The sequence below is a fragment of the Corynebacterium urinipleomorphum genome (genome assembly GCF_900155535.1).
In the GTDB taxonomy this organism is placed as follows: domain Bacteria; phylum Actinomycetota; class Actinomycetes; order Mycobacteriales; family Mycobacteriaceae; genus Corynebacterium; species Corynebacterium urinipleomorphum.
Map to the genome: position 1 here is coordinate 709,726 of NZ_LT706965.1, position 25,403 is coordinate 735,128.

26 protein-coding genes are annotated in these 25,403 nt (G+C 64.7%); 4 read left to right on the forward strand and 22 right to left on the reverse strand.

What is annotated here, in order from left to right:
• Nucleotides 1–58 precede the first annotated feature (58 nt).
• From ispG to dxr, 3 genes are read right to left on the reverse strand one after another with little or no spacing between them, the layout of a single operon-like run.
• Nucleotides 59–1,222: a flavodoxin-dependent (E)-4-hydroxy-3-methylbut-2-enyl-diphosphate synthase gene (gene ispG / locus CZ338_RS10535; protein WP_087118141.1), complete on the reverse strand. Its 1,164-nt coding sequence runs from the start codon at nt 1,220–1,222 to the stop codon at nt 59–61.
• A gap of 59 nt (nt 1,223–1,281) precedes the next feature.
• The gene (locus tag CZ338_RS10540) at nt 1,282–2,517 is read right to left on the reverse strand and encodes a M50 family metallopeptidase (RefSeq protein WP_087118142.1); all 1,236 of its coding nucleotides are present in this window, start codon (nt 2,515–2,517) and stop codon (nt 1,282–1,284) included.
• Nucleotides 2,518–2,538: 21 nt separating this feature from the next.
• Nucleotides 2,539–3,732, reverse strand: a complete 1,194-nt coding sequence (gene dxr, locus CZ338_RS10545) for a 1-deoxy-D-xylulose-5-phosphate reductoisomerase (RefSeq protein ID WP_087118268.1) — start codon at nt 3,730–3,732, stop codon at nt 2,539–2,541.
• Between the two features lie 253 nt (nt 3,733–3,985).
• Between dxr and CZ338_RS10550 the strand changes: the two genes are divergently transcribed.
• Entirely contained in the window at nt 3,986–4,540 is a 555-nt protein-coding gene (locus CZ338_RS10550; RefSeq protein ID WP_235839535.1) for a DUF2631 domain-containing protein, read from the forward strand.
• 67 nt (nt 4,541–4,607) lie between these two features.
• On the opposite strand, the gene rlmN is transcribed toward CZ338_RS10550, so the two are convergent.
• Genes rlmN through frr form a run of 3 tightly spaced genes read right to left on the reverse strand, consistent with a single transcriptional unit; the run spans nt 4,608 to nt 7,226 of the window.
• Nucleotides 4,608–5,717, reverse strand: coding sequence for a 23S rRNA (adenine(2503)-C(2))-methyltransferase RlmN (gene rlmN, locus CZ338_RS10555; protein WP_087118144.1), 1,110 nt, complete (start codon nt 5,715–5,717; stop codon nt 4,608–4,610).
• 51 nt (nt 5,718–5,768) lie between these two features.
• Nucleotides 5,769–6,614, reverse strand: coding sequence for a phosphatidate cytidylyltransferase (locus CZ338_RS10560; protein WP_087118269.1), 846 nt, complete (start codon nt 6,612–6,614; stop codon nt 5,769–5,771).
• A 54-nt stretch (nt 6,615–6,668) separates the two neighbouring features.
• Nucleotides 6,669–7,226 carry a ribosome recycling factor gene (frr, locus tag CZ338_RS10565; RefSeq protein WP_087118145.1) on the reverse strand — a complete coding sequence of 186 codons (558 nt, stop codon included), beginning with the start codon at nt 7,224–7,226 and terminating at the stop codon, nt 6,669–6,671.
• Nucleotides 7,227–7,322: 96 nt separating this feature from the next.
• On the opposite strand from frr, the gene CZ338_RS10570 reads away from it, so the two are divergent.
• Nucleotides 7,323–8,435: an amidase family protein gene (locus tag CZ338_RS10570; protein ID WP_087118146.1), complete on the forward strand. Its 1,113-nt coding sequence runs from the start codon at nt 7,323–7,325 to the stop codon at nt 8,433–8,435.
• Here the strand turns inward: CZ338_RS10570 and CZ338_RS10575 are convergent.
• The 4 genes from CZ338_RS10575 to rpsB all read right to left on the reverse strand — a co-directional run bounded on the left by CZ338_RS10575 (nt 8,432) and on the right by rpsB (nt 12,195).
• Nucleotides 8,432–9,367 carry a DMT family transporter gene (locus tag CZ338_RS10575; RefSeq protein ID WP_087118147.1) on the reverse strand — a complete coding sequence of 312 codons (936 nt, stop codon included), beginning with the start codon at nt 9,365–9,367 and terminating at the stop codon, nt 8,432–8,434. The two genes, CZ338_RS10570 and CZ338_RS10575, sit on opposite strands and share 4 nt — an antisense overlap.
• Nucleotides 9,368–9,370: 3 nt before the next feature.
• Nucleotides 9,371–10,054, reverse strand: a complete 684-nt coding sequence (gene pyrH, locus CZ338_RS10580) for a UMP kinase (RefSeq protein WP_216628938.1) — start codon at nt 10,052–10,054, stop codon at nt 9,371–9,373.
• Between the two features lie 196 nt (nt 10,055–10,250).
• Entirely contained in the window at nt 10,251–11,069 is an 819-nt protein-coding gene (gene tsf, locus CZ338_RS10585; RefSeq protein WP_087118149.1) for a translation elongation factor Ts, read from the reverse strand.
• A gap of 208 nt (nt 11,070–11,277) precedes the next feature.
• On the reverse strand, nt 11,278–12,195 hold the full coding sequence (rpsB, locus tag CZ338_RS10590; RefSeq protein WP_087118150.1) for a 30S ribosomal protein S2: 918 nt from the start codon (nt 12,193–12,195) through the stop codon (nt 11,278–11,280).
• 559 nt (nt 12,196–12,754) lie between these two features.
• Between rpsB and CZ338_RS11190 the strand changes: the two genes are divergently transcribed.
• Nucleotides 12,755–13,153: a M23 family metallopeptidase gene (locus CZ338_RS11190; protein ID WP_235839536.1), complete on the forward strand. Its 399-nt coding sequence runs from the start codon at nt 12,755–12,757 to the stop codon at nt 13,151–13,153.
• Here CZ338_RS11190 and CZ338_RS10600 read toward each other — a convergent pair.
• The 12 genes from CZ338_RS10600 to rpsP all read right to left on the reverse strand — a co-directional run bounded on the left by CZ338_RS10600 (nt 13,116) and on the right by rpsP (nt 22,709).
• The gene (locus CZ338_RS10600; RefSeq protein WP_087118152.1) at nt 13,116–14,018 is read right to left on the reverse strand and encodes a tyrosine recombinase XerC; all 903 of its coding nucleotides are present in this window, start codon (nt 14,016–14,018) and stop codon (nt 13,116–13,118) included. The two genes, CZ338_RS11190 and CZ338_RS10600, sit on opposite strands and share 38 nt — an antisense overlap.
• Nucleotides 14,019–14,151: 133 nt before the next feature.
• Entirely contained in the window at nt 14,152–15,318 is a 1,167-nt protein-coding gene (gene dprA, locus CZ338_RS10605; RefSeq protein WP_087118153.1) for a DNA-processing protein DprA, read from the reverse strand.
• Nucleotides 15,318–16,856: a YifB family Mg chelatase-like AAA ATPase gene (locus CZ338_RS10610; RefSeq protein ID WP_087118154.1), complete on the reverse strand. Its 1,539-nt coding sequence runs from the start codon at nt 16,854–16,856 to the stop codon at nt 15,318–15,320. The genes dprA and CZ338_RS10610 overlap by 1 nt, the downstream gene beginning before the upstream one ends.
• Nucleotides 16,843–17,226 (reverse strand): YraN family protein, encoded by a 384-nt coding sequence (locus tag CZ338_RS10615; protein ID WP_087118155.1) that lies wholly within the window; start codon nt 17,224–17,226, stop codon nt 16,843–16,845. The genes CZ338_RS10610 and CZ338_RS10615 overlap by 14 nt, the downstream gene beginning before the upstream one ends.
• A gap of 82 nt (nt 17,227–17,308) precedes the next feature.
• The gene (locus tag CZ338_RS10620; RefSeq protein ID WP_087118156.1) at nt 17,309–17,614 is read right to left on the reverse strand and encodes a DUF2469 domain-containing protein; all 306 of its coding nucleotides are present in this window, start codon (nt 17,612–17,614) and stop codon (nt 17,309–17,311) included.
• Nucleotides 17,604–18,257 carry a ribonuclease HII gene (locus CZ338_RS10625; RefSeq protein ID WP_087118157.1) on the reverse strand — a complete coding sequence of 218 codons (654 nt, stop codon included), beginning with the start codon at nt 18,255–18,257 and terminating at the stop codon, nt 17,604–17,606. The genes CZ338_RS10620 and CZ338_RS10625 overlap by 11 nt, the downstream gene beginning before the upstream one ends.
• A 10-nt stretch (nt 18,258–18,267) precedes the next feature.
• Nucleotides 18,268–19,041, reverse strand: coding sequence for a signal peptidase I (lepB, locus tag CZ338_RS10630; protein WP_087118158.1), 774 nt, complete (start codon nt 19,039–19,041; stop codon nt 18,268–18,270).
• An 88-nt stretch (nt 19,042–19,129) separates the two neighbouring features.
• Nucleotides 19,130–19,477 (reverse strand): 50S ribosomal protein L19, encoded by a 348-nt coding sequence (gene rplS / locus CZ338_RS10635; protein ID WP_087118159.1) that lies wholly within the window; start codon nt 19,475–19,477, stop codon nt 19,130–19,132.
• 132 nt (nt 19,478–19,609) lie between these two features.
• Nucleotides 19,610–20,791 (reverse strand): tRNA (guanosine(37)-N1)-methyltransferase TrmD, encoded by a 1,182-nt coding sequence (trmD, locus tag CZ338_RS10640; RefSeq protein WP_087118160.1) that lies wholly within the window; start codon nt 20,789–20,791, stop codon nt 19,610–19,612.
• 5 nt (nt 20,792–20,796) lie between these two features.
• Nucleotides 20,797–21,297 (reverse strand): ribosome maturation factor RimM, encoded by a 501-nt coding sequence (rimM, locus tag CZ338_RS10645; protein ID WP_087118161.1) that lies wholly within the window; start codon nt 21,295–21,297, stop codon nt 20,797–20,799.
• Nucleotides 21,298–21,318: 21 nt separating this feature from the next.
• Complete coding sequence (locus CZ338_RS10650) at nt 21,319–22,098, reverse strand: SDR family oxidoreductase (RefSeq protein ID WP_087118162.1); 780 nt, start codon at nt 22,096–22,098, stop codon at nt 21,319–21,321.
• 92 nt (nt 22,099–22,190) lie between these two features.
• Complete coding sequence (gene rpsP, locus CZ338_RS10655) at nt 22,191–22,709, reverse strand: 30S ribosomal protein S16 (protein WP_087118163.1); 519 nt, start codon at nt 22,707–22,709, stop codon at nt 22,191–22,193.
• 389 nt (nt 22,710–23,098) lie between these two features.
• Here rpsP and CZ338_RS10660 point away from each other — a divergent pair, with 389 nt between their 5' ends.
• Nucleotides 23,099–25,369 carry an acyltransferase family protein gene (locus CZ338_RS10660; RefSeq protein WP_087118164.1) on the forward strand — a complete coding sequence of 757 codons (2,271 nt, stop codon included), beginning with the start codon at nt 23,099–23,101 and terminating at the stop codon, nt 25,367–25,369.
• Nucleotides 25,370–25,403 lie beyond the last annotated feature (34 nt).

The window sequence follows — 25,403 nt, forward strand, 5'->3', positions numbered from 1 at the left end:
GTAAAAATAGCAGCACCGGGCGGTTGCCCGACGCTGCCACACGTAGAACCCGCGAGTTCTACTTTGTAACCTTGACCTCCGCGCGTGCTCCCTCGATCTCCTCGAGGCCTTCCTCCTCGGCGATGCGCTCGGCGTGCGCGATGAGGGTCTCCACGATCTTCGACTCCGGCACGGTCTCCACGACCTCGCCCTTGACGAAGATCTGGCCCTTGCCGTTGCCGGACGCAACACCTAGGTCCGCGTCGCGTGCCTCGCCCGGGCCGTTGACGACGCAGCCCATCACCGCGACGCGCAGCGGGTACTCCATGCCCTCGAGGCCGGCGGTGACCTCCTCGGCGAGCTTGTACACGTCGACTTGCGCACGGCCGCACGACGGGCACGAGACGATCTCGAGCTTGCGCGGACGCAGGTTGAGCGACTGGAGGATCTGGTCGCCGACCTTGATCTCCTCCACTGGGTCGGCGGACAGGGACACACGGATGGTGTCACCGATGCCTTCCGAAAGCAGTGCGCCGAAGGCCACCGAGGACTTGATGGTGCCCATGAACTTCGGGCCCGCCTCGGTCACGCCCAGGTGCAGCGGGTAGTCCGTCTTCTCGGCGAGCTGGCGGTAAGCCTCCACCATCAGCACGGGGTCGGAGTGCTTCACGGAGATGGCGATGTCGCCGAATCCGTGCTCCTCGAAGAGACCCGCCTCCCAGATCGCGGATTCGACGAGCGCCTCCGGGGTGGCTTTGCCATATTTCTCCAGCAGGCGCTTGTCCAGCGAGCCACCGTTGACGCCGATGCGGATCGGGATGCCCGCGTCACCAGCCGCCTTCGCCACCTCTTTGACGCGGCCGTCGAATTCCTTGATGTTGCCGGGATTGACGCGGACGGCGGCGCAGCCAGCGTCGATAGCCGCGAAGATGTATTTCGGCTGGAAGTGGATGTCCGCGATGACCGGGATCGGCGACTTCTTCGCGATCGCCGGCAGCGCCTCCGCATCCACCGTCTTCGGGCACGCGACACGCACGATGTCGCAACCCGTCGCCGTCAGCTGCGCGATTTGCTGCAGCGTGGCGTTGATGTCGTGCGTCTTCGTCGTGGTCATCGACTGCACAGAAATCGGGTGGTCGGAGCCGACCCCCACGTCACCGACGAAAAGCTGGCGGGTCTTGCGACGCGGAGCGAGCGTCGGCGGCGGCCCTTCCGGAATGCCCAAACCGATAGGTTGATTCATAGCGCCTAGATTATCACCGCGCTCGCACGCTTATCGACGTCCACCGCGCCCCCCAACCCCTACCCGAACAACCGGACAGGGTTGGTCACATCCGCGATGATCACCAAGACACCGACACCGAGGAGCAGCGCCGCCATGGTGTAGGTCAGCGGCATGAGCTTCTCGTAATTCACCGGCCCGCCCGGCGGCAGACCGCGGAGACGGCGGATCCGGTCGCGGACGGCTTCGTAGAGGACGACGGCGATGTGTCCGCCGTCGAGAGGCGGCAGCGGCACGAGGTTGAACAGCGCGAGGAAGAAGTTCAGCGAGGCCAGCAGAGAGAAGAAGATGCTCCACTGGTTCTGCTCCACCAGCTCGCCGCCAGCGCGTGACGCACCGACCACACTGATCGGGCCCTCCACGTCGCGTTCGCCTCCGAAAATCGCGCTGACCACCCCGGGGATCTTGCCCGGGAACGCGATGAGGCCCTCAACACTCGCCGAGATCATCTCGCCGGACAAGCGCCCCGCCGCGGGAACAGCTTCGACGGGGCCGAAGCGCTTCATCGCGTCAACGACCGGCGCGCTGCCCATGCCCACCGCGCCTGCGGTGTACGGCTGACCGTCCGCACCGAGGCGGGTGACCTCGTCGACGTGCACCGGGATCTCAACGAACTCGGGCTGATTGTTCCCACCACCGGGCCCACCGCGCTCCACACCGAGCACGATGGTCTCCCCCGGACGCTCGAGAACGTAGTCGCGCAGCTCCACGAACGACTGCAGCTCCCCACCGTCGACGGTGAGGACACGGTCACCCGGGCGCACACCGGCGGCGGCTGCGGGACCGTCGCCGGAGCACTCGGCAAGCGATGTCTCGTCGATCTGGTCCGAGGTGCACGACAGCTCCCCGACGGTCGGCGTGCGGTCCGCGTACGGGTTCGGGATCCCCGCCGACACCGCCAGCAGGTAGATCACCATGAAGCCCAGCAGCAGGTTCATCACGATGCCGCCGCACATCACCGCCACCCGCTGCCACCAGGGCTTGCGGTACATCGCGCGCGGTTCTTCCTCCGGTGTCAGCGGGTCCATCGCGGTCATGCCGGCGATATCGCAGAACCCGCCGAACGGTAGCGCGGCAATGCCGTACTCGGTCTCGCCCCTCTTGGCAGACACCAGCGTCGGGCCGAAGCCGAGAAAGAAGCGGCGCACCCGCATCCCGAACGCCTTCGCAGTGAGCATGTGCCCGGCCTCGTGCAGCGCAATCGACAACGCGATGCACAGCGCGAACAGCACGATGCCTAAAACAAAAGCTCCCATGGGGTGTGGAGGTCTTCCTGGCTAGGAGGTGGCGTCGATAAGCGAATTCGCACGCTTTCTTGCCTGCGTCTCCACCTCGACGATTTCGTCGAACGACGACGGTACCACCGCGAAATCCGACGCCGAATCCAGCACCTCACCCACGATGTCCACGATCTGCGGGAACTTGATGCGCCCCGCAAGGAACGCCGCCGCCGCTTCCTCGTTCGCCGCGTTGTACACCGCCGGGAACGTGCCTCGCGCCGCCGCGACCTCGCGCGCGAGCTTCACCGCAGGGAAGGAGTGTTCGTCGAGGGGCTCGAAACGCCAGTCCATCGCGTCGCGGAAATCCAGCGCGGGCTGAGCGCCGCCGACACGCCCCGGCCACGCCAGCGCGTGCGCGATCGGCATCTTCATCGACGGCGGGGACGCCTGCGCGATCGTGGCGCCGTCCACGAACGTCACCATCGAGTGCACGATCGACTGCGGGTGCACCACCACATCGATGATGTCCGGGGAAATGCCGAACAGCAGCGTCGCCTCAATCAGCTCAAGGCCTTTATTCACCATCGTCGCGGAATTCAGCGTGTTCATCTGTCCCATCGACCATGTGGGGTGCGCGGCGGCCTGCTCAGGGGTGACGTCCCACATTTGTTCGCGCGTCCAGCCCCGGAACGGCCCGCCCGAGGCAGTGAGCACGTAACGGTCGACGTCCTCGGCACGCCCCGCACGGAGGCACTGCGCCATCGCGGAGTGCTCGGAGTCGACGGGCACGATCTGGCCGCCGCGCGCGGTGACCAGGTCGCCGCCGGCTACCAGCGACTCCTTGTTCGCCAGGGCCAGCACGGCGCCCTTGTCCAACGCCGCCAACGTCGATGCGAGACCGAGCGAACCGACCAGCGCGTTGAGCACCACATCCGCATCCGTGTCGCGCACCAGCTTTTCCGCAGCATCCGCACCCGCGCGCACAGGTTCGCCGAGAGCTTCCGCAACGACATCAGCGGCATCCCGCTTTGCGACGCCCACCTGCTCCCCCTTCAGCCCCCACCCCCTCGCCTGCTCGATGACAACCTGAGGATCCGACCCGCCAGCAGCGATACCGACAACCGTGAACTGATCCGGTGCCCCAGCGATCACCTCCAACGCCTGCGTGCCGATCGACCCAGTGGAACCCAAAATGAGAACTTTTCGCACGAGCCCATTCTCCCACACCCAGCTCGTCTCCCACCGCCGCATCATCGTGGCAACCCCGCATCCCTCACCGTGTCCGCCACGAACAGCCCGGCTCCCCCGCCCCCGTCAAACGAGGATGCGGGGTCAAACAAACGTTGTCCCCGGGGGTACCCCGCCGAGCACACAGCGGCCCCGTAGAGGACTCATCGAGGACTCGTGGAAACTCAGTGCCGAATTTCGGGGGGATGAATCGCGGGCGGCGGCGCAGGTGTGCCAATATAATGGGCAAGAACTGATTTCACGCAAGGAGTGTGCTGTGAGCGCTAAGGACGATGCACCCCAGGTGTACAACGGTGTTTCCGAAGCCGATGTCCCCTCGGCCAAGCTCGGTTGGAGCGAGCTGAGCCCGAAGACCATTCAGATCGCGGGCTGGATTTCCGTGCTGTTCCTGATCGGGTACAACTTCGGTAACCACCGTGGCCACGTCGAGACCATTTGGCTGATCTCCCTCGCGGTGCTGATCGCCCTCGGCCTGATCCTGTTCGCGCTGCGTCCGGAGCTGTCCCAGGTGCGCACCGTCACCGCCCACAACAAGCCGCAGGGTCACGTGGAGCCGAACTGGACGCACGAGCAGCACACCCTCACCGGCCGCTACGCTGAGCTGTCCGACAGCCAGCTGCGCGCCCTCAACATCGACCCGGCCACCGTGCGCACCACCCACGCAGCCGGTGCACACCAGGAGCACGGCGCCCACGAGCTGCAGGGTGCTCACACCGACACCCGCACCCGCGCCCACGGCGAGGACATCGCGGCACCGGAGATCCCGAACCGCCACGAGACTCTCCGGGTGACGGAGACGGATCCGCGGTAGCGGGGGCGTCGATAAGCGAAACGCTCCGGGGACCAACTGGTCTCCCGGAGCGTTTTTTATTGCCGTCTTAGGCGCCCGCCTGCTTTTCGTCTGCGGCGAGCTGGCCACACGCCGCCGCGATTTCCTGGCCCTTCGTGTCGCGCACCGTGCACGTGACGCCCTGAGCGATAACGCGGCGGACGAACTCGTCTTGGCGCTCCCGCGGCGACGCATCCCACTTTGACCCGGGCGTCGGGTTCAACGGGATGAGGTTGACGTGGACGAGAGGTCCGAGCGCGTCATGCAACTTGCGCCCCAGCATGTCCGCGCGGAAATCGTGGTCGTTGATATCGCGGATAAGAGCGTACTCGATCGACACGCGGCGGCCAGTCTGGTCGGCGTAGTAGCGGGCGGCGCTAAGAACGTCCTCGACGCTGAACCGGTTGTTCATCGGGACGAGGGTGTCGCGCAGCTCGTCGTCCGGGGTGTGCAGAGAAACCGCGAGGGTGACGTTGAGACCCTCGTCGGCGAGCTTGCGGATCGCTGGTGCGAGCCCCACCGTCGACACCGTCACGTTCCGCTGCGAAATGCCGAAGCCCTGGGGTGCCGGCGAAACGATCTGGCGCACCGCGGAGACGACGCGGTTGTAATTGGCCAGCGGCTCGCCCATGCCCATGAACACGACGTTGGTCAGACGGCCGCCCTCGGCCTCCATCATCGCGGCGGCCTCGCGGACCTGATCGACGATCTCCGCTGTGGAGAGGTTTCGGTCCAAACCGCCCTGGCCGGTCGCGCAGAACGGGCACGCCATGCCGCAGCCAGCCTGCGACGAAATGCACAGCGTCGCGCGGCCCGGGTAGCGCATGAGCACGGACTCGAGCAGGATGCCGTCGTGAAGACGCCACAGAGTCTTGGTGGTGTCGCCTTCGTCGGTCTCGACGGTGCGCACCGGGGTGAGCAGGCGCGGGAACAGCGCGTCCTTGACCAGCTCGCGTTGCGCGGCGGGCAGGTCGGTCATCGTCGACGGGTCCGCCTCGAAACGGCCGTAGTAGTGGCGGGCGATCTGGTCGGCACGGAATTTGGGCAGGCCGAGCTCTGCCAGGGCGTCAATACGCTCCTGCGCACTCAGGTCGGCGAAGTGCTTCGGGGGCATCCCGCGCTTGGGCGAGAGCAGCTGGATCTTCGGAAAATCACTCATGGCGTGCCCCATTCTGGCACGCCGCCACGCCGTTTTCTAATCCGGCGCAGGTTAGAGCACTACAACGTTCATCAGAAGCCAGGTGGCTGCAGCGGCGGGAAGGATGCCGTCGATACGGTCCATCATTCCACCGTGGCCCGGCAGCAACCCAGACATGTCCTTGAGGCCGAGCTCGCGCTTGAACTGGCTTTCCACCAGATCGCCGAGCGTTGCGCACACCACGATCCCGAGCCCAAAGACGAGGCCCGCCCACCACGGGCTGCCGAGCAGATAAATGCCGCTGAGCACACCAGCGACGGCACCGAACGTCACTGAGCCGGCGAAGCCTTCCCACGATTTCTTGGGGCTCACCGCCGGTGCCATCGGGTGGGAGCCGAAAAGCACGCCACTGACGTACCCGCCGACATCGGACGCGACGACGCACAAGATGAACGTGACAATGAAGTGGCTGCCGGTGACATTTCCTGTCTCCAGGCGGGAGATCATCGCGGCGAACGATCCGAATAGGCCGATCCACACGAGAATGAAGATGCTCACCGCTGTATCGCGCAGATAATTGCGCGGCGGCGTGTGGCGCCCATTGAAGAACAACCGGGCGAACATGATCGTCAGCGCGCTGATCGTGAACGTGGCCAACAGCCCCGGGTAACCGAACTGCCACGTGGAGATGATCATGCACAGCCCGAGCACGATGACCACGAAACGGTAGACTCCGTAGCCGTTCTCGCGCAGCCGAGTAAGTACCTCCCACATGCCGAGTGCGGCAGCGACGCATACCACCGGGTACCACATCGCGGGGCCAACGTAGGTGGCCACCAGAACGAGCGCGGCGAGCCCGACTCCGACCGCGATCGCTGCAGGCAGGTTACGCCCGGCGGAGTTCTTCGGGCGCGGCATGTGCACGCGCCGAGAGTGCACCGCGTCTAACGGTTCGCGGGAGTCGGCCACGACTTAAACCTCGAGAAGCTCGGCTTCTTTGCGGGAAACCAACTCGTCAATTTCGGCGACGTACTTGGAGGTGGTCTTGTCCAGCTCCTTCTCGGCTGCGGTGACCTCGTCCTCGCCGGCGTCGCCGTCTTTCTGGATCTTCTTCAGGGCGTCCATGCCGGAACGGCGAACGTTGCGGACAGCGATCTTGCCGTCCTCGCCCTTGGACTTTGCCTGCTTGACCAGGTCGCGGCGACGCTCCTCGGTGAGCTGCGGGATGGTGACGCGGATGACGTGACCGTCGTCGGTGGGGTTGACGCCGAGGTCGGAGTTGCGGATCGCGTTCTCGATCTCGCCCATGGTGGACGGGTCGAACGGCTTGATCAGCAGCATGCGCGGCTCGGGCACGGAGACGGTGGCCATCTGGTTGATGGGGGTCGGCGCGCCGTAGAAGTCGGCCATGACACCGTTGAACATGGCCGGGTTGGCGCGTCCGGTGCGGATGGTGACCAGTTCGGAACGGGTGTGCTCCACGGAGCTGGTCATGCGCTCCTCAGCGTCGAGAAGTACGTCGTCGATCATGTTGTCATCCTTTCGCGTTGTCTCCATCCAATCTAGCAGCGCACCGCTTATCGACGAACGCCCCCATCTCCCCCACCTCCTACACTATGAGTCACCATGCACCCGGCTTATTCGTATCTCGCTTCTGCCCCGCTCCCACGTGAGCGCGGAGGCCGCCTCGACGGGTGGGTCATTCCCGTCAAAGACACTGCGGACGTTGCGGGGTGGCCGACATCGTGGGGCAATCCTTCGCGCGCTCGGGTTGCCGGGGTGACTAGCCCGTTCGTTGCGGGTCTCCTGCGTCGTGGCGCTGTGGTCGACCGGAAGACGGTGAGCTCGGAATTGGGTGCGACGGTGTACGCGGAACGCCCGGGTGTCTCAGTGCTGGAATCCCCGGCGTATCCGGGGTGCACGCCGGGCGGGTCGTCGACAGGTGCCGCTGTCGTCGTGGCGGAGCGGCTGCACCGAGCGGCGCACGGAAGCGACGCGGGCGGCTCCTTGCGTGTTCCCGCCGCCGCCTGCGAGGTCGTGGGGTTCAAGCCGTCGGGCGCGCCAGAGTCGGGTTCGGTGGAAGGGTTCATCACGGCGACTGTCGACGATCAGGTGGCGCTCTGGGGTGCTGCTCCGCGCAGGCTGGAGAACCTGACTGTCGGAGTGCTCACGGAGCCGCTGTTCACTCCGGGTACGCGTGTGGCTGCGGACCGCATCGCCGCCGTGGAGCGTGCGGCCGCGGCTTTGTCGTCTGCCTGCACGGTCCGCGAACTCCTTCCCTATCCGGGTGCAGCGGGCACGTACCGGCATTTTTCAGCGAGGATCGCGCATTCCTTTGCCCACGTGGATCCGCTCGACAACGAGTACATCGCCTGGCTCCGCGAGGTCGGCCGCAGCGTCTCAAACGCTGCCTTAGCCGAGGCCCGCCGGCACATCGCGGCGCTGCCGTCTCTGCTCCGGGCGGCATGGGATGTGGACGCTGTTCTCACCCCCATGCTGGCGACCGATCCCCCGCCTCTGGGCTTCTTCCCCTCCTTGTCGCCCGCCGACAGTTTCGAGGCCCAGACTGAGTGGACGCCGTGGGGGTCCTTGTTCAACCTGACCGGCGCACCTGCAATCGCGGTGGGACCGTTGCAGATCGGCGGCGTCACCGTCGACGACGCGACGGTTTTAGAGTTGGCAAGGGTGATTGAGCCCGTCGCAGAGAACTGGCGCAGACAGCGCGGGGCCTCAGCCTAGAGCACCCGCACCATCACCGCGCCGAGGAAGACCAGCACGAGTCCGATAACGCGGGTGGGCCGCAGGACGCTGCGCGGGGTGCCGAAGAGACCGAAGCGCTCGATGAGCTGCCCGGCAAGAATCGTGCCGGCGAGGATGCCCACGACGGTGGCTCCGGTACCGATGACCGGTGACAGTGTCGCCGCCCCAATGACGAAGATGGCGCCGAAAACGCCGCCGAGCCACATCCACCAGGGGCCGGGCTCGATACCGGACAACAGGGCAGTGCGAGAGTCTTTCAGAACCATGCTGAGCAGGAACAAAAGAGTCACGCCAACACCGAGATTGACGGCACCGGCCTGGATGGAGCTGCCGAGGACTTTGCCCAGGTATCCGTTCGCGGCTGTCTGGCTCGCCGAGCACATCCCCATGAACACACCGAACGCGCGCCACCCCCAGGCTGTAGCCGCTTGGGCGTCACCGCCGCCTTCAGCGGCCGCGGGGTTCCGGCCGACGACGTGAACGAGCACGATGCCGGCCAAGACGATGACCGCGCCGAGCACCCGCAGGAAGCTGACGCGTGTCTCCTCCGCACCGAAGAGCCCGAAGTTGTCGATGACCAGCGCCATGATCACCTGCCCCAGGATCGGCAGGACGACTGTCTCGACGCTGCCGATCTTGGGGAACAAGATCACGTTTCCGGTGAGGAAGATGACGCCCATGAGGCCGCCGATCCATACCCACCAGGGCTCGCCGGCGGCTTTGCCGAGGTCAATAGCCGGCCCCGTCGTCACCGCCAGACCCACGGCCAGAATCACGGCGCAGAGCAGCGCCACGAAAAAAGAGATGAACGCTGCGGGAATCGGTGCACCGATACTCGCGCGTAGGCGGCTGTTCACTGCGGTTTGCGCAGGAATAACAGCCCCTGCGCCCATGGCAGCCAGAGTCAGCATTTCCTACTGAACCAGCGTGCCGATCTTCTCGCCGGACACCGCCCGGGCGATATTGCCCTCCTTCAGCAGGTTGAACACCAGAATCGGCATCTTGTTATCCATGCACAGGCTGAACGCGGTGGCGTCAGCGACCTTGAGACCCTTCTCGATGGCCTCGCGCGGGCTGATCTCGCTGTAGAGCTCAGCATCCGGGTTGGTGCGGGGATCGTCGGAGTACACGCCGTCGACGGCCTTGGCCATGAGCAGTACCTCGCAGCCGATCTCCAAGGCGCGCTGCGCCGCGGTGGTGTCGGTGGAGAAGTACGGCATGCCCATGCCGGCACCGAAGATGACCACGCGGCCCTTTTCCAGGTGGCGGGCAGCGCGCAGCGGCAGATACGGCTCAGCGATCTGCGCCATGTTGATCGCCGTCTGCACACGGCAATCCACACCCAACTGCTGCAGGAAGTCCTGGAGCGCCAGGCAGTTCATCACGGTGCCGAGCATGCCCATGTAGTCCGAACGGGCACGGTCCATCCCGCGCTGCGACAGCTGCGCGCCGCGGAAGAAGTTTCCGCCGCCGATGACTACAGCCACCTCGGTTCCTTGACTGGCCACCTCGGCGATCTGCTTCGCCACATTCTCCACCACATCCGGGTCGATGCCGACATTTCCACCGCCGAACATCTCGCCGCCCAACTTCAACATCACGCGCTTGTACCCGCGGCGGTTAGTGGACTCCGTCTCGTTGCTGTTGACAGTCCCGTGATCGGTCACCGAAAACTCCTTAACGTGGGGGCGAAAATTCACCAACCGATTCTAGCGCCAAGCGGGGTGGGCAAAGGAAAAGGATCCCGGCGCACCGTCGATAAGCGGCGGACCGGGATCCTTCGAAGCTGAAAGCTTACTTCTGGCCGACCTCAAAGCGGACGAAGTCAGTGACCTCGATGCCGTTCTCCTCGGCGTACTGGCGGACAGTCTTCTTGGAGTCCGCGAGGGACGGCTGCTCGAGCAGAGCAACGTCCTTGAAGAAGCCGCCCAGACGACCCTCGACGATCTTCTCGATGGCAGCCTCCGGCTTGCCCTCGCCGCGGGTGATCTCTTCCTGGACTGCGCGCTCCTTCTCCACGACCTCAGCCGGGATGTCGTCCTTGGACAGGTAACGAGCCTTCATCGCAGCGATCTGCAGAGCGACTTGGTGAGCAGCCTCGGCGCTGTCACCGGTGTACGCGACGAGCACGCCAACTGCCGGCGGCAGGTCCGCAGCCTTCTGGTGCAGGTAGACCTCGACCTTGTCGCCCTCGATGGTGGCGGCGCGGCGCAGCTCGAGCTTCTCGCCGATCTTGGCGGACAGAGCCTGCAGAGCATCGGAAGCGGTCTGGCCGTTGACGTCTGCGTTCGCCAGCTCCTCCGGGGAGTTCGCCTTCACGGCGGCAGCGCCAGCAGCGATCTCGTCGGCCAGCTGCTTGAACTCGTCGTTCTTGGCCACGAAGTCGGTCTCGGAGTTGATTTCCACGATGGTGCTGCCCGACACTGCGACCAGGCCCTCGAGAGCGTTGCGCTCAGCGCGCTTGCCCACGTCCTTCGCACCCTTGATGCGCAGGATCTCGACAGCCTTCTCGAAATCGCCAGCCGACTCGTCCAGAGCCTTCTTGCAGTCGAGCATGCCGGAACCGGTGGTCTCGCGCAGCTTCTTCACGTCTGCAGCGGTGTAGTTCGCCATAGTTGGGCGACCCTCCTCATTGTGGGACTAAAAGTATGTGTAAAGGTCATCTGACAGCGTAGTGGACATACCGCTGCGCGGCATGCCCAGCTGCCGTATCGCACGCACAACCCCCGCGCCTACAAGCGTCCTGGATGAAATTAGGACGTCGTGCAGGACGCGGGGGTCGGTGCTTCATGTCGGCGCCAGTGCGGCGCGACCCTGGTTCTTAGACCGGGTCGACGTCGTTGTTGGCGGAGTCGACGTTCTCGACAGCCTCGGCGGCAGCGGCATCAGCCGGAGCGGCGTCGGTCTTCTCGGCTGCCTCAGCTGCCGGGGTCTCCGGCTGAGCTGCCTTCTCGGCCGGTGCGTCGGCTGCCGGAGCGTCCGTAGCCTCGGCGGCCTCTGCCACCGGTGCATCGCCTGCTTCCTCGCGGGCCTTGGCCAGCTGACGCTCCTCGCGCTGCTGCTTACCGGCGATGACAGCCTCGCCCACGATGTGGGTGAGCAGCTTGACGGAGCGGATCGCATCGTCATTGCCCGGGATCGGGTAATCGACGACATCCGGGTCGCAGTTGGTGTCCAGAATGGCAACGACCGGGATACGCAGCTTCTGCGCCTCGGCGACGGCGATGTGCTCCTTGTTCGTGTCCACGATCCACAGTGCAGACGGGGTCTTGGACATGTCGGAGATGCCGCCCAGCACGCGCTCGAGCTTGGTGCGCTCGCGGGTGAGCATGAGGACTTCCTTCTTGCCGCGGCCAGCGTAGCCGTCCTCGGCAGCGTCCATGGCCTGCAGCTCCTTCATGCGGGCGAGGCGCTTGGACACGGTCTGGAAGTTGGTCAGCATACCGCCGAGCCAGCGGTGGTTGACGTACGGCATGCCCACGCGGTCGGCCTCTTCCTGGACCGGCTCCTGGGCCTGCTTCTTGGTGCCGACGAACAGGATGGTGCCGCCGTGAGCGACGGTCTCCTTGACGAATTCGTATGCCTCATCGATGTAGGTCAGCGTCTGCTGCAGGTCGATGATGTAGATGCCGTTACGGTCGGTGAAGATGAAGCGGCGCATCTTCGGGTTCCAACGACGTGTCTGGTGGCCGAAGTGCACACCAGCGTCGAGGAGTTCACGCATGGTTACGACTGCCATGGGAATGTCTCCTTGGGAGTGAAAGTTGTTCGGTTTCTTGCAGTTTGTGCGGGTTTTGCCCGCACCCTAGCGGCGAGCCACATCCACGCCTCCGCCACTCGAGCTGGAGGACCGTTGCGGATCGCAGCACCCTGCCACGCTTGTGACCAGGCATTTTCGCCGCGCGTAGTCAGCGCGCCCCAGTGGACACACTGCTAACCGCAAAGTCTACATCGTCGCTGCGTGCGCGCCAATTCGCGGCGCGCCAAACTGTGGACAACCGAATGTTATCCACAGGGCATTTCGCTTATCGACGCGCCGTGGTCCCCCTCCCCCTCACAATGACCCCATGACCACTCCCAATTCTCTCCCTCGACCAGAGTTCGCATGCGCCTCTCCCTCTCCCTCTCCCGCTGCCGCCCCCGTCCCCGTACGCTGTTCGGGTCCACCGTGTGTACCCGTCTCCCCTCCCCGGCGGCTGCTGATTTCCTCGCTCGCGGCGTTGGCCGTAATTATCGCCTCTCCCTTGCCGGCGCACGCCTACGTCGACCCGACGACCGGTTCATCCTCAGCAACGAACGTGACGCGGCGCGCTGACATCCCCGACAAGAACTGGCTGCCAGGCCACCGCGGCGTGGATCTGGCAGCGCGGACGGGGCAGGACATCCTTGCGGCGGAGGACGGCGTTGTCGCGTTCACCGGTGTGGTTGCTGGCGTACCGGTGGTGTCGGTGGACCACCCCGACGGCATCCGCACCACCTATCAACCGGTGCACGCAACGGTGCGGGCAGGAGACACGGTGAAAGAGGGCGAACCGATCGGCCGCATGGCTACTCCATCTAGCGACCACGCCGGACTGCACTGGGGTGCGCGCACGGGCAAGGACACCTATATCAATCCGCTGGCCCTGCTTGAGGCTCCTCAGATACGCCTCAAACCTGTTATGCGCGCGGATGTGCCTGGTCGTAGACGCTCTTGAGGCGCTGGGCGGAGACGTGGGTGTAGATCTGCGTCGTCTGCAGCGACGCGTGCCCCAGAAGTTCCTGTACGACGCGCAGGTCCGCTCCCCCTTCAAGCATGTGGGTCGCTGCGCTGTGCCGCAGCGCGTGCGGGCTCAGGTCGCTGTCGCCCGTGCGCTGAGCGGCCCGTTCGACGACGCGGCGGACTTGGCGCTGGTCGATGCGCCCGCCCCGCGAGCCGAGGAAAAGTGCGGCTGCATCCTCCGTGCCGGGGGCGAGCAGTTCGGCGCGTCGGGTAAGCCAGGCGTCGATAGCTGATGCTGCGTTCTCGCCGAAGGGCACGACGCGCTGCTTGTTGCCTTTGCCGGTGACGCGTGCGAGGCGCCGGGAGGTGTCGACATCTGCTGTGTCGAGTCCTGTCAGCTCAGCCACGCGCATCCCCGTGGCGTAGAGGAGTTCGAGCATGGCGCGGTCGCGGGCGGCCTCCGGAGACGCTGCGTCGGCGTTGATCTCGGCTTCCACGAGCTTCCCGGCGCGGTCAGGAGTAACCACGTCCGGGAGATGCCGGTTCACCTGCGGGGTGGCAAGTCGAGCCGCGACATCGGAGTCGAGGTAGCCGCGGTCGTAGGCCCACGTTGAGAAGGCCCGGACGGCGGCGGTGCGGCGCGCCATGGTGGAGCGGGCGAGGCCCGACCGGAGGGCATCGGCAAGCCATGCCCGCAGCGTGGGAAGCGTGAATTCGGCAAAGGTAGCGGCGAAAGGCACGAGAGTGCGCAGGTCGCTGCGGTAGCCCTTCACAGTTGCAGGCGAGCGGCCTTTGACCAGCAGGGCGTGGTCGGCGAAGTCGTCGATCGCCGCCTCGATTTGAGTGATCTGCTCTGCCATTGCCGCCTGCCTTGTCGTGCCCGCCCCGCCGCTGTGAGATTGCACAGAAAACTGCCACGGAGAAACCGTTGGCGGGGCTTCTCCGCGGCAGTATAGTTCGGCGGCGGTTGAGCGCGGGAGCTACACGCTGCACCTACACCCGGTGCCAGAACTGGCCTTCGCGGACGACAAGTCCTTTGCCGGAAAGGTCGATAAGCAGGTGCACAGTCAGACCGACAGTGAAACCGCACGCCTTAGCGATGTCGTTGGCGTCGAGGCCGCCGGTGTCGGTGAGCGGGAGGGCGTCGTAGACGCGCAGTTCGTTGCGGGAGAGCTGTTGGACAGCGTCGGCGGCGAAGTCGATCTCCCTCTGCCCGTCCACGTCTGATGTTCCCACGGGGCTGAGCTGTTCGTGGGCGTCGTCGGCGCTGAGCACCATCGACGCGCGGCCGTCGCGGATGGCCAAGTTCGTGCCCAGGGAACCCGGCCCGAGGATCGGCCCCGGAACGGCCATTGCCTGCCGGTTGAATACCTCGACCCACTTCAATGTGTTCAACGCTCCGGAACGGAACGCGGCTTCCACGACAATGGTCCCCTGCGTGAGCGCCGCGACAAGTCGGTTACGTGTGAGGAACCGGTGGCGGTCTGGTGTGACGCCCGGCGGGTACTCGGTGACCACAGCGCCGCCTTCGGAGGCGATGCGGGTGAACAGGGGCTCGTTGCGCCGCGGGTAGACCTGCCCCGCACCGCACGCGGCGACGACCATGGTGGCACCGCTGGCATCGAGGGCGGTGGTGTGCGCGACAGTGTCGATGCCGAGTGCACCCCCTGAAACGATGGTGTGCTGGTGCCGCACTAACCCCTTGCACAGGTCAGCTGTGGCGTGATGCCCGTACGACGATGCTGCGCGGGTGCCCACCATGCCGACGGCGCTGGCGGTCAGCTGTGCGAGGTTCGTGTTGCCCCGCACCCACAGGGCATGCGGCGGGTGGGCGTCGGGCGGCAGTTTGTCGTCGTTTTTCCGCGCTCGAGCCAGCGCAGACACGAACGATTCGCTGATAGCATCGCGCGGCCACTCCCGGGATTCGGGTGTGAGCAGCACGTATCCGGCAGCCTCGGCAGCGGCGAGATCCTCCGCCGGCTGGTCCCAGGTGTAGCGGCTCTCGGTGGCGGGACCGAGGTCGCCTAGCCAGCTGGCTCGGGTGCGGATGCCGCGGGCGAGCTCGTCGGCGTCACGCCCGGCGGCGAGCAGAGCTTGGATGTGCCTGTTAGGGCCTTCGACGACGCGGTTGAGATAGGCCCAGGATTCAAGGGAGCTCATCACGCCATCACCCCCGCCTGCTGTGCGGAGCGGAGGTCCATCGCATCCATCACCTCGGCGAGTCTCGGCTGCGCCACGCCGCCCAGGTCCGCCACAGTCCATGCGAGACGCAGCAACCGGTCGACTCCGCGTTGGGTGATTGTCCCGTCAGCCAGAGCTGAACTGATCACGCCCATTCCGTCTTCGGTAGCCGGGAAATCGCGGCGCAGGACCGGCCCGGGAACGCGCCCATTGGTGAGAACGGGAAGGCCGGTGCGCGACCAGCGGTGTGCAGCCCGGTCGCGGGCGGCGAGGACTCGTTGTGCGATGGCCTCCGAGGGTTCGTTGTCGGAGGATGAGATGACGGTGCCCACGGAAGACGTCGATAAGCTGATGTCCACACGGTCCCGCAGCGGCCCCGAGAGATTACGCAGATAGTTAGCCCGCTCACTCGGCGAGCACGAGCATTTCGCGGCGTTCTCCACGCCGCACCGGCACGGATTGGCGGCCATGACGAGCTGGAAGTCCGCCGGATACACCACCTCCCGGCGCGCCCTGGTCAACCGGACCTCGCCCTTTTCCAACGGGACGCGCAAAGCATCGAGGGTGTGGGCGTCGATCTCGCTGACTTCGTCGAGGAACAACACACCGTGGTGGGCGTGGCTCACTGCGCCTGGGCGCGGGATGCCAGACCCGCCGCCGATCAGCGCGGCCCGGCCCAACGACGGGTGTGGTGCGACAAACGGGGCACGCACGATCACCTCGCCGGTCGAGTTCCCGGAGATGGAGTGAATCGCGGTGGCCTCCACCACCTGCTCAGGTGTCAGGTCGGGCAAGATCGACGGGAGGCGCTCCGCCAGCATCGACTTCCCTGAGCCGGGTGAGCCGATCATGAGGACATGGTGGGCGCCGGCAGCGGCGATCTCCATGGCGCGGCGCTCATGCTCCTGCCCGACGATGTCGCGGAAGTCCGGCGTGTGCACTGGTTGAGCAGTGTGGTTGACCGTATCCAACCCGGGCAGTTCGCGCTCCCCGATCACCCACTGCCACGCTTCAGTCAGACTCCGCGCGATCTTCACCGCCGGGTGGCCGATCAACGCAGCTTCCGTTGCATTGCCCTCAGGAATGAGGATCGCGTCGACGCTGTCTCCGCTTTCGGCGCCGCCATCGAGGGCTTCGAGAATGATCTGGAGGATGCCGTCCACCCGCCTGAGTTGGCCGGCGAGACCGAGTTCCCCCACGATCAGGCTGCGGGCGAGGCGACGCTCCGCGCGCGGGTCCATGCTGGCTAGAACTGCCAAAGCGACAGCGAGGTCGAATTGGGAGCCGGCTTTAGGCAGGTTCGCCGGTGAAAGTGACACCATCACTTTCGTGCGCGGCCACCGCAGTGTGGAATTGGCCACGGCTGTGCGGATGCGGTCGCGTGACTCGCCGACGGCTTTGTCGCCCAGCCCCACGATGTGCATTCCGGGCAGACCGGGCCCCACGTTCGCTTCGACGGTGACGCGGTGCGCGCCGATCCCTTCAACGGTCGCGGAATAGGTGCTAGCAAGCGCCATCGTCGACCCCCTGGTACATGCGGCAGGAGACGTTCACGCCGTCGAAAAGCACTTCCACGACGTCGAACCGCACCTCTGTGTAGTTGTCCGCCTGCTCGTTCAACCATTGCGCCGCGGCCGCACGGATCCGCCGCAGCTTCGTTGGGGTCACTGCCTCCGCCGCACCGAAACTTGTGCCACGCCGTGTTTTCACCTCCGCGAACACAATGGTGCCGCCCGGTGCCCGCGCGATCACGTCGATCTCCCCGTCGCGTGCGCGGTATCTCAGCTGCACGATCTCGTACCCGAGTTCCTCGTACCAGGCGGCGGCGCTGGATTCGCCGTACGCGCCCAGCATGTATTGGTCGTAGCGTGCCTGCTTCAGGCTCATGAAAAATCCCCTCTATCTACTAAATGCGTGCACTTAGTTAGACGAGGGGACGGGGCGGAAGGATCCGTCGATAAGCGAAAAATTACTCGGGGATGACCATCTCGGGCTTGTCCAGCTCCTCGATGTTGACGTCTTTGTACGTGATCACCCGGACATAACGCACGAACCGCACCGCGCGGTACATGTCCCACACCCACGCGTCCGACATGCGGACCTCGTAGTAGACATCCTTGCCCTCAGTGTGCGGGATGAGCTCGACGGCGTTGGCGAGGTAGAAGCGGCGGTCCGTCTCCACAACGTAGGAGAACTGGCTGACCACATCGCGGTATTCGCGGTAGAGGGACAGTTCGACCTCGGCCTCGTAATTGTCCAGATCCTCAGCGCTCATCGTTGGTGCTCCTCATGTACGTCTCGTGTGCTGCTGCAACGTTGGCATAAGTGTAGCGATGCTCGGGGCTTGCTCCGTGGCGGCGCACCGCGTCCATGTGGGAGCGCGTGGAATAGCCTTTGTGCTTATCGACGCCGTACCCCGGGTACTCCTCCCCCATTTCCATGACCAGCCGGTCCCTGCTCACTTTGGCCAACACGCTCGCGGCGGCAATGCAACGGGCGGTGTAGTCCCCGCCGATGACCGGGAGCTGGGGTGCGGTGAGGCCGGGGACTCGGAAGGCATCCACAAGCACGTAACCGGGCGTGAGACCGAGCGCTGCGACAGCGCGCCGCGCCCCGTCGAGATTGGCGTTCTGGATCCCGCGTCTATCAATCTCCCCCGCGGGGATGTGAATGACGGAGTGCGCGAGCGCGGTGTCGACGACCGCTTCGTACAACTCTTCCCGGCGTTTCGGGCTGAGCTGCTTCGAATCAGTCAACCCTTCGAGCGCAGCGATGGGCCGACTCGGGAGTACACACGCGGCGATGGTGATGGGGCCGAAGCAGGCGCCGCGACCCGCTTCGTCAATGCCCGCCACGGGCCCGAGCCCGGCTTTGTCCAGCGCGACCTCGTAGGTGCGCAGTTGCTTCAGCCTGCGCATGCGTTGTGCCCTACTGCTGCTGCTGGATCTCGCGGTCTTTGACCGGCCCAATGCGCGTCAGCGGCAGGATGATGAAGGAGACTTTGCCGCGGATGTTGTCCTCCGGGATCGTGCCTTGAAATTCATCGCCCATGTGGTACCGGGAGTCGGCGGAGTTGGTGCGGTTGTCACCCATGACAAAGACGTTGCCGTCCGGAACGGTGATCGGGCCGAAGAACTTGCCGCCGCACTCTGCGGAACCGTCCTCTCCGATGACCGGGTTCGCGGGTGGCTCGAGAATATAAGACTGGTCGATCGGCTGCCCGTCCACCATTACTGCCGGATCGCCAGCCTGGCACGACACCGTTTGGCCGCCCGTGGCTACGACGCGTTTCACCAAATCGTTCTCGTCCGGTGCCACCAAACCCACGTACGACCCCAGCTGCTGCAACCCGGCGACGAAGGAATTGTCGGAACGGTTAGAGACGTAACCGGTGTTCCATGACGGGGTGCCTTCAAACACCACTACGTCACCGGGCTCCGGGTCGGAGAAGTAGTAGCCGACCTTCTGCACGAAGATGCGGTCGCCGTTGCAGCCCTCGCAACCGTGGAGCGTCGGCTCCATTGAGGCCGAAGGAATGAGGTACACACGGCCCACGAACGTCTGCAGCACGAAAATCAGCGCGAGCGTGAGCAGAACCACCAGCGGAATCTCGATGTACCAGGGCGTGGTCTTTTCTTCCTGCTCCTGGCGAGGGCGCGGGCGGCGCACTGGGCGGGGACGGGGCTGTGCGTTATCAGTCACGGCAAATCACCTTATCAGCGTGAAAACGAAACGCCCCCTCCCGTTCGCTTTTAACAAGCTGTCAACGGGAGGGGGCGCGGGGACCGTCTTAACGGCGCTCCTTGATGCGGGCTGCCTTACCGCGCAGATCGCGCATGTAGTACAGCTTCGCGCGGCGGACACGGCCGCGACGCAGGACATCGATGTGGTCGATGTTTGGGGAGTGCACCGGGAAGGTACGTTCCACGCCAATGCCGAAGGAGATCTTGCGGACGGTGAAGGTCTCGCGGATGCCGGAGCCCTGGCGGCGGACAACGAAGCCCTCGAAGAGCTGGGTACGGGTGACGTTGCCCTCGATGACCTTGACGTGCACGCCAAGCGTGTCGCCGGGGCGGAAGTCCGGGATATCGTCGCGCAGCTGGCCTGCGTCGACCTTGTCGATAATGCCGTTGGACATGGCAGTATTCCTTTTCAGATTTGGACAGAGGACCCTAGCGGCGCAGCACCCTACGGTGCGCGCTCAACTGGTTCATGTCGGCTACATGACCCAGACATTCTTGCATAAGGGCCGGTGGGTTCCAAAATCCGCTTATCCGCGTTCCCGTGTAGCCGCCGTAGTCCCGTACCAGTAGTCCACCCCGGGGAGCGCCTTCACGACGGCAGCCGTCGCCTGCTGCGGCGTCAACGTGGTGCGGCCTTCCACGACGACGCGGTACACAGGGTCGAGCAACGGCCGGTCCTCGGCGGCGAGGTACTGGTTGACCACGACGTTGTCAGGCTCGCAACGGGTGTCCATGATCTCCACGTCGACGGTCTGCGCAAAATACCCGGCGCGGCGGAGCTTCTTTGCCACCTTGTTCTGGTTCCTCTCCCACTCCACCGCGTTCATGATCACGGCGATGTCGGTGGACACATCGCGCGAATCGAGGGTGAAGAGGTCGTCTTTGTCGAGGGCCCCCTCCGCACGAGCACGGTCGATGAGCTCTGGTCGCACGCGTTGAGTGCGGACCAGCGACTGGTCGCGCCGCCACCGGGCGATCTTGCCGTGGTCGCCCGAGAGCAACACCTCCGGCGCATCGATCCCGCGCCACTGCCGCGGTTTTGTGTACGAGGGTCCCTCGAGCAAGCCGTCGGAGAAGCTGTCTTCCTCGTGGCTTTCGGTGTTGCCCAACACCCCAGGAATAAGGCGGGTCACTGCTTCCGCGATAACAAGAACAGCCACTTCCCCGCCGATGAGCACGTAGTCGCCGATAGACACTTCCCGCACGCGATAGTTCTTCGCCGCGTCCTCGAAGACACGTTGGTCGATGCCCTCATAGCGCCCGCAGGCGAAAACAATGTGCTCCTCACGCGACCACGCCCGAGCATCCGCCTGCGTGAACGGTGTTCCGGCCGGCGTTGGGACGAGTAGAAGCGGCTTTCCAGCTTCCGCTGAATCGGCCTCGTTTCCGGTGTAGGGGCGCGGCGCGACCTCTGCGACGTCATCGTGGCGGAGCCTGTCGTTGCGGTGGGCGGCGGCGGTGACCAGTTCAGTTCCAGTGCGACCCGCGGCGACATCGTCGAGCGCGGCACCCCACACCTCCGGGAGCATGACCATGCCCGGTCCTCCACCGAGCGGCGGCGCATCCACGGATTTGTGGTTGCCCGTTGCCCAGTCACGCAGGTCGTGCACTCCAACGGAGAGGATGTCTTGCTCTATCGCCTTTCCAAGCAGAGCGTGGCGCAGCGGTTCGAGGTACTCAGGAAAAATGGTGACGATGTCGAGTCTCATTGCGGTCACAGCTCCAACAGACCCTCTGGCGGAGTGGCAACGAGATAGCCTTCTTCCAGATCGATCTCCGGCACGATATCCATGACAAAGGGAATGAGGACCTCTTTGCCGCCGTAGTCCACTTCGAGGATTTTCCGGTTCGGCATGGTCATGACACCGGTGACATCGCCGGCGTGTGCACCGTCGATAAGCACGCGCAAGCCGATGAGTTCGTGGTCGTAGTACTCGTCCGAATCCTCGTCGCGCTCGAGTGGCTCGGCGAAAAACTGCATCCCGCGCAACGAGTCAGCTGCCGTGCGGTCCGGAATCTCCTCGAAGGTGATCAGCAGGCGCCGTTGGTGCGGGCGCACAGACGCGATAGTCAGGTCCTGTTCCTTGCCTGTCTGGCGGCCGCGCAACACTTGGCCTTCGGCAAAGAAGACATCCTCATCGTCCGCGAGAGGCTCTACGACGACCTCACCGCGCACCCCATGAGATTTGACTACCCTGCCAATCCGGATTTCCATGCGGTTCAGGCTACCAACCTGTCACCAGGTCGAGTCGCCGCGGGTGATCGCGTCGTACCCGCCGTCGACGAAGATGACCTGGCCGCACAGGTGGGTGTTTTCCTCGCTGGTGAGCCACGCAAGCATCTTCGCCGCCTGCTCCGGCTCGAGCCAACCGTTGAGCGGCATGGGAACCTGCTCCAACTGGGCCAAGCCTTCCTCGCTGTTACGCAGCTGCTCCGTCATCGGGGACACGACCACAGCCGGGGCGATGGCGTTGAGCGCGATGCCTGCGCCCGCCCACTTGTCCGTCGGCGCGTTGCGGCGCACCCAACGCGCAACCGCCTGCTTGGACGCGGAGTAGTTCGCGTACCCCTCCCGCGGTCCGGCTTCCGCGAGCGCGGTGCCGCGTGCGACTGCTCGCTCCTCATCGTTATCCAGCAACGCGTTGAGCAACTCCACGTCGGTCGGCTGCAGCGACGCCATGGACGCGGTGACCACAGCGCGGGGATTATCAGACGCGGCGAGCAGGTCGTACACGCCTTCCAGCGTGGCCACGGCACCGAAGTAGTTCACCTGCACCGTTTTGGCGATCGGTGCCTGCATACCCGCGTTGGCAATGACCGCGTTGAGCTGGCCGCCAGAGAGCTCGCGCGCCCTCACCGCCAGCTCTTCACGGCCTTCCGGTGTGGTCAGGTCGCAGTTGATGTCGGCGCCTTGAATGTCTGCGGTGATCACCGTCTCGCCGCGTCCGCGCAAAAGCTCGGCTGTGGCCTTGCCAATGCCGCCGGTTCCGCCGGTGATCAGGTAAGTTCGGGACATGAGAAAACCTCCCTAGACGTTGGAAAACAACAGGAATCTGTTGCTTTCAGTTTACGCCTGGGGAGGCCTGAAAACGCGGTTTTGAGGTCCGCTTAGTTCTCCTCGGAAGCCTCTGCGTCTTCCGCCGGAGCCTCAGAGTCCTCGGACTCCGCAGCCTCTGCCTCAGCGGCAGCCTTGGCCTCTGCCTCAGCCTCGGCAGCTGCCTTAGCCTCAGCCTCTTCCTTAGCCTTCTTGCGCTTCTCGGTGATGGCCTCGGCGGTCGGGCCGTTGGATGCTTCCTCGAGCGCCTGGTTGAACAGGTCGAGCTTGGACGGCTTCTCCTCGGCCACCTTGAGGGTGCCCTCGGCGCCGTCGAGGCCCTTGTGCTTCTGCCAGTCGCCGGTCACCTTCAGCAGGGCCAGCACCGGTTCGGTCGGCTGAGCACCGACGCCGAGCCAGTACTGCGCACGCTCAGAGTCGATCTGAATGAGCGACGGCTCTTCCTTCGGGTGGTAGATGCCGATGTTCTCGATGACGCGGCCGTCGCGACGGGTGCGTGCGTCAGCAACGACAACGCGGTACTGGGCGTTGCGGATCTTGCCCAGACGCTGCAGCTTGATCTTTACAGCCATATTGAAAAGTCCTTCTCGGTCACTGGGCAGTTCAGACACCCGCTGCTTATCAGCGGGCCGGTTCAACCCTTCATGTTCATACTGCGTGTGACTGTGGCCGGTCGGTGCGAATCCCACTTTGCGGTAAGGTTTCTGCCGGTTCCGGCGCTAACGCAGGTTGTGTCTCGGCGTGCTCTATCCTCAGGGCGCGCGTTGACCCCGAATACCCTACCCCCGCCGATACCGCCACACCAAAACAACGGGCGGGTTAACAAGAAACGCTTTACTCGGCGGTAAGGTCTGCACAGGAAGACCCAGAAAACTCCCGAATCACGCGGCTACCGGCAACGATTTTTCCACGGGCTGCGCCTACCTTTACTTCTTACCCCGACGCAACGGATTTTCACGCAATGACGACCACGCTCACCCCCCAGCACCACAAGGTCTCAAAACCGGCGCCCAAACAGGCGTACCGGAACGATCTCGACGGATTGCGCGGTGTGGCCATCGGCTTGGTCGTGCTGTTCCACGTCTTTGTGGGCCGGGTGTCGGGCGGCGTGGACGTGTTCCTTTTGCTCTCGGGCTATTTCTTCATGGGCTCGCAACTCAGGTACGCGATGCGCCCTAACCCGTCGCTGAATCCGTGGTGGCCGTTCTGGCGCACCGCCCGGCGTCTCCTCCCCGCCCTGGCTGTGGTTCTGGCGGCTGTGTACGCGGGGATCAAGTGGCTGACCCCGGAAATCATGAGCAACGACCTGGCCAAGCAGTTCACGGCTGCGGTTTTGTACTACCAGAACTACGAACTGGCGTCGCAGAACCTCGATTACGCGGCGGCAGGCGCCGAGACCTCGCCGCTGCAGCACCTGTGGTCCATGAGCGTGCAGGGGCAGTTCTATGTTTTCGCCATCACCTTCGGAGTGATTGTGGCGTTCTTGGCCAGCCGCCGCGGGGTGGCCAATGAGAAGCTGCGTCGGGGCATCATCATCGTCTTGGCTGTTGTGACGGTGGCCTCGTTCGCATACGCATCGCGACACGGTCTCGTGGGTACGCCGAAGAACTACTACGAATTTCCTTCCCGCCTGTGGGAGCTAGGTTTTGGTGCGCTACTGGCCATGCTGCCTATCACCAACCTGATCCCGGAGAGACTACGTGGGTGGGCAGCAGGTCTAGGTGTGACAGCGATTGCTCTGACGGGCGTCATCATTTCCACCTCGCTCGCTTTCCCCGGTCCTGCCGCTCTCATTCCGTTGCTCGGCGCAGCTTTGGTGGTCATGGCGGGCCCCGACCAGCCGGTCGCTCGCGTCCTGTCATCAGGCCCGATCTTGTGGCTTGGTAAGGTCGCGTACTCCCTCTACCTGTGGCACTGGCCGCTGCTCATCCTGTTCACGGTGAAGTCCGGCCGCCCCACTCCGACTGTTGCGCTCGGTGTGCTCGTCATCGCTCTTTCGCTGTGCCTCGCTCACTTGACCTACACCCTGGTGGAGGATCCGCTGCGCCAGCACGGTAAGCGGCCGAAAGCGAACGACGAACCGGTGAAGAACGCCCGAGCGAGCCTTCAGACCTTCGAAGGCCGCGGCCGTGCCGTCGGCGGTGCGATCATCGGTGCTTTACTCATCGGGCTACTCTCCGTCCAGCCGATCTACGCCCGCCAGGTCAACAACGCGGACTTCGAACTCGCCTCGAGCAAATACCCGGGTGCGATGGCGCATTTCGGCGCCGAGGTGCCGGAAGAAGAGCCTCAACCGGACCCCGCATTGATCGCCGACATCTTTCCCCCAACAGTCGCGAAAAACTGCATTATCTTCATGGACCAACCGGCAGACATGATGCCGGGGCCGGAATGCGTGTGGGGCGACACCAAGGCAGAAACCACCGTGGTGATCTTCGGTGGCTCCCACTCGGAACCGTGGCTCATACCGCTTGACCAGTTGGGCCGCGAGCACGGCTTCAAGGTCATTCCTTTGGTGCGTCAGGCATGCCCCCTGATCTTGGACGACTTGGACACCGTCAGTCCAGAGTGCGCCGAGTGGTCGCGTCTGGCATTCGACCGCATCATCGAACTTCAACCGGACCTGACTGTTTCGACTGCCACCCGCCCCGAGGGTCGTGCCGGCGAGGGCAGCCCCGGCCCCGATATGGTCCCGTATTCCTACGCCACCGTGTGGGAGGAACTTCAGGCCAACGACATCCCGTTCCTGGGTCTCCGCGACAATCCGTGGGTGTTCAGCCGCGAGGGTGAGCACATGGACCCGAACGAGTGCCTCATCGCCGGAAACGATGTCGAGTCCTGCTCGACGTTGCGCCACACCGTCTACGGTGACACCGACCCGGCTGCTGAGTTCCTCTTCCCGGAGAACAAACAGTGGGGATTGAACACAGCTGACTGGTACTGCAACGAGGAGACGTGCCCGCCGATCATCGGCAACGTGTACGTCTACCGGGACCAGAACCACATCTCTAACGCCTATGCCGCGACCACTGCCCCGTTGATTTGGGCAAAGCTCCAGGAAATCTTCACTGCGCTCGGTGTCGAAGTCGACGGCCTCAACGAGTCCCCCGAATTGGATCCGGAGCGCGGTGCCTTCGCGGTCGGGCATGTGGAACGGGCGGGCGCGGGAGACGTCGGCAAGCCGAGCGTTGAAGCGAACCCGGACATCCTCCCGGAGCTCGGCGAGCAATAAAAAACCTCCCGCGATCTGCGGGAAGAGCCGGCAG

Bases quoted from the DNA above. Each gene is read 5' to 3' on its own strand.
- ispG (WP_087118141.1), bottom strand. From the start codon at position 1,222: ATGAATCAACCTATCGGTTTGGGCATTCCGGAAGGGCCGCCGCCGACG.
- CZ338_RS10540 (WP_087118142.1), bottom strand. From the start codon at position 2,517: ATGGGAGCTTTTGTTTTAGGCATCGTGCTGTTCGCGCTGTGCATCGCG.
- dxr (WP_087118268.1), bottom strand. From the start codon at position 3,732: ATGCGGCGGTGGGAGACGAGCTGGGTGTGGGAGAATGGGCTCGTGCGA.
- rlmN (WP_087118144.1), bottom strand. From the start codon at position 5,717: ATGAGTGATTTTCCGAAGATCCAGCTGCTCTCGCCCAAGCGCGGGATG.
- CZ338_RS10560 (WP_087118269.1), bottom strand. From the start codon at position 6,614: ATGCCGCGCCCGAAGAACTCCGCCGGGCGTAACCTGCCTGCAGCGATC.
- frr (WP_087118145.1), bottom strand. From the start codon at position 7,226: ATGATCGACGACGTACTTCTCGACGCTGAGGAGCGCATGACCAGCTCC.
- CZ338_RS10570 (WP_087118146.1), top strand. From the start codon at position 7,323: ATGCACCCGGCTTATTCGTATCTCGCTTCTGCCCCGCTCCCACGTGAG.
- CZ338_RS10575 (WP_087118147.1), bottom strand. From the start codon at position 9,367: ATGCTGACTCTGGCTGCCATGGGCGCAGGGGCTGTTATTCCTGCGCAA.
- pyrH (WP_216628938.1), bottom strand. From the start codon at position 10,054: ATGTTGAAGTTGGGCGGCGAGATGTTCGGCGGTGGAAATGTCGGCATC.
- tsf (WP_087118149.1), bottom strand. From the start codon at position 11,069: ATGGCGAACTACACCGCTGCAGACGTGAAGAAGCTGCGCGAGACCACC.
- rpsB (WP_087118150.1), bottom strand. From the start codon at position 12,195: ATGGCAGTCGTAACCATGCGTGAACTCCTCGACGCTGGTGTGCACTTC.
- CZ338_RS10600 (WP_087118152.1), bottom strand. From the start codon at position 14,018: ATGGCAGAGCAGATCACTCAAATCGAGGCGGCGATCGACGACTTCGCC.
- dprA (WP_087118153.1), bottom strand. From the start codon at position 15,318: ATGAGCTCCCTTGAATCCTGGGCCTATCTCAACCGCGTCGTCGAAGGC.
- CZ338_RS10610 (WP_087118154.1), bottom strand. From the start codon at position 16,856: ATGGCGCTTGCTAGCACCTATTCCGCGACCGTTGAAGGGATCGGCGCG.
- CZ338_RS10615 (WP_087118155.1), bottom strand. From the start codon at position 17,226: ATGAGCCTGAAGCAGGCACGCTACGACCAATACATGCTGGGCGCGTAC.
- CZ338_RS10620 (WP_087118156.1), bottom strand. From the start codon at position 17,614: ATGAGCGCTGAGGATCTGGACAATTACGAGGCCGAGGTCGAACTGTCC.
- CZ338_RS10625 (WP_087118157.1), bottom strand. From the start codon at position 18,257: ATGCGCAGGCTGAAGCAACTGCGCACCTACGAGGTCGCGCTGGACAAA.
- rplS (WP_087118159.1), bottom strand. From the start codon at position 19,477: ATGTCCAACGGCATTATCGACAAGGTCGACGCAGGCCAGCTGCGCGAC.
- trmD (WP_087118160.1), bottom strand. From the start codon at position 20,791: ATGAGACTCGACATCGTCACCATTTTTCCTGAGTACCTCGAACCGCTG.
- rimM (WP_087118161.1), bottom strand. From the start codon at position 21,297: ATGGAAATCCGGATTGGCAGGGTAGTCAAATCTCATGGGGTGCGCGGT.
- CZ338_RS10650 (WP_087118162.1), bottom strand. From the start codon at position 22,098: ATGTCCCGAACTTACCTGATCACCGGCGGAACCGGCGGCATTGGCAAG.
- rpsP (WP_087118163.1), bottom strand. From the start codon at position 22,709: ATGGCTGTAAAGATCAAGCTGCAGCGTCTGGGCAAGATCCGCAACGCC.
- CZ338_RS10660 (WP_087118164.1), top strand. From the start codon at position 23,099: ATGACGACCACGCTCACCCCCCAGCACCACAAGGTCTCAAAACCGGCG.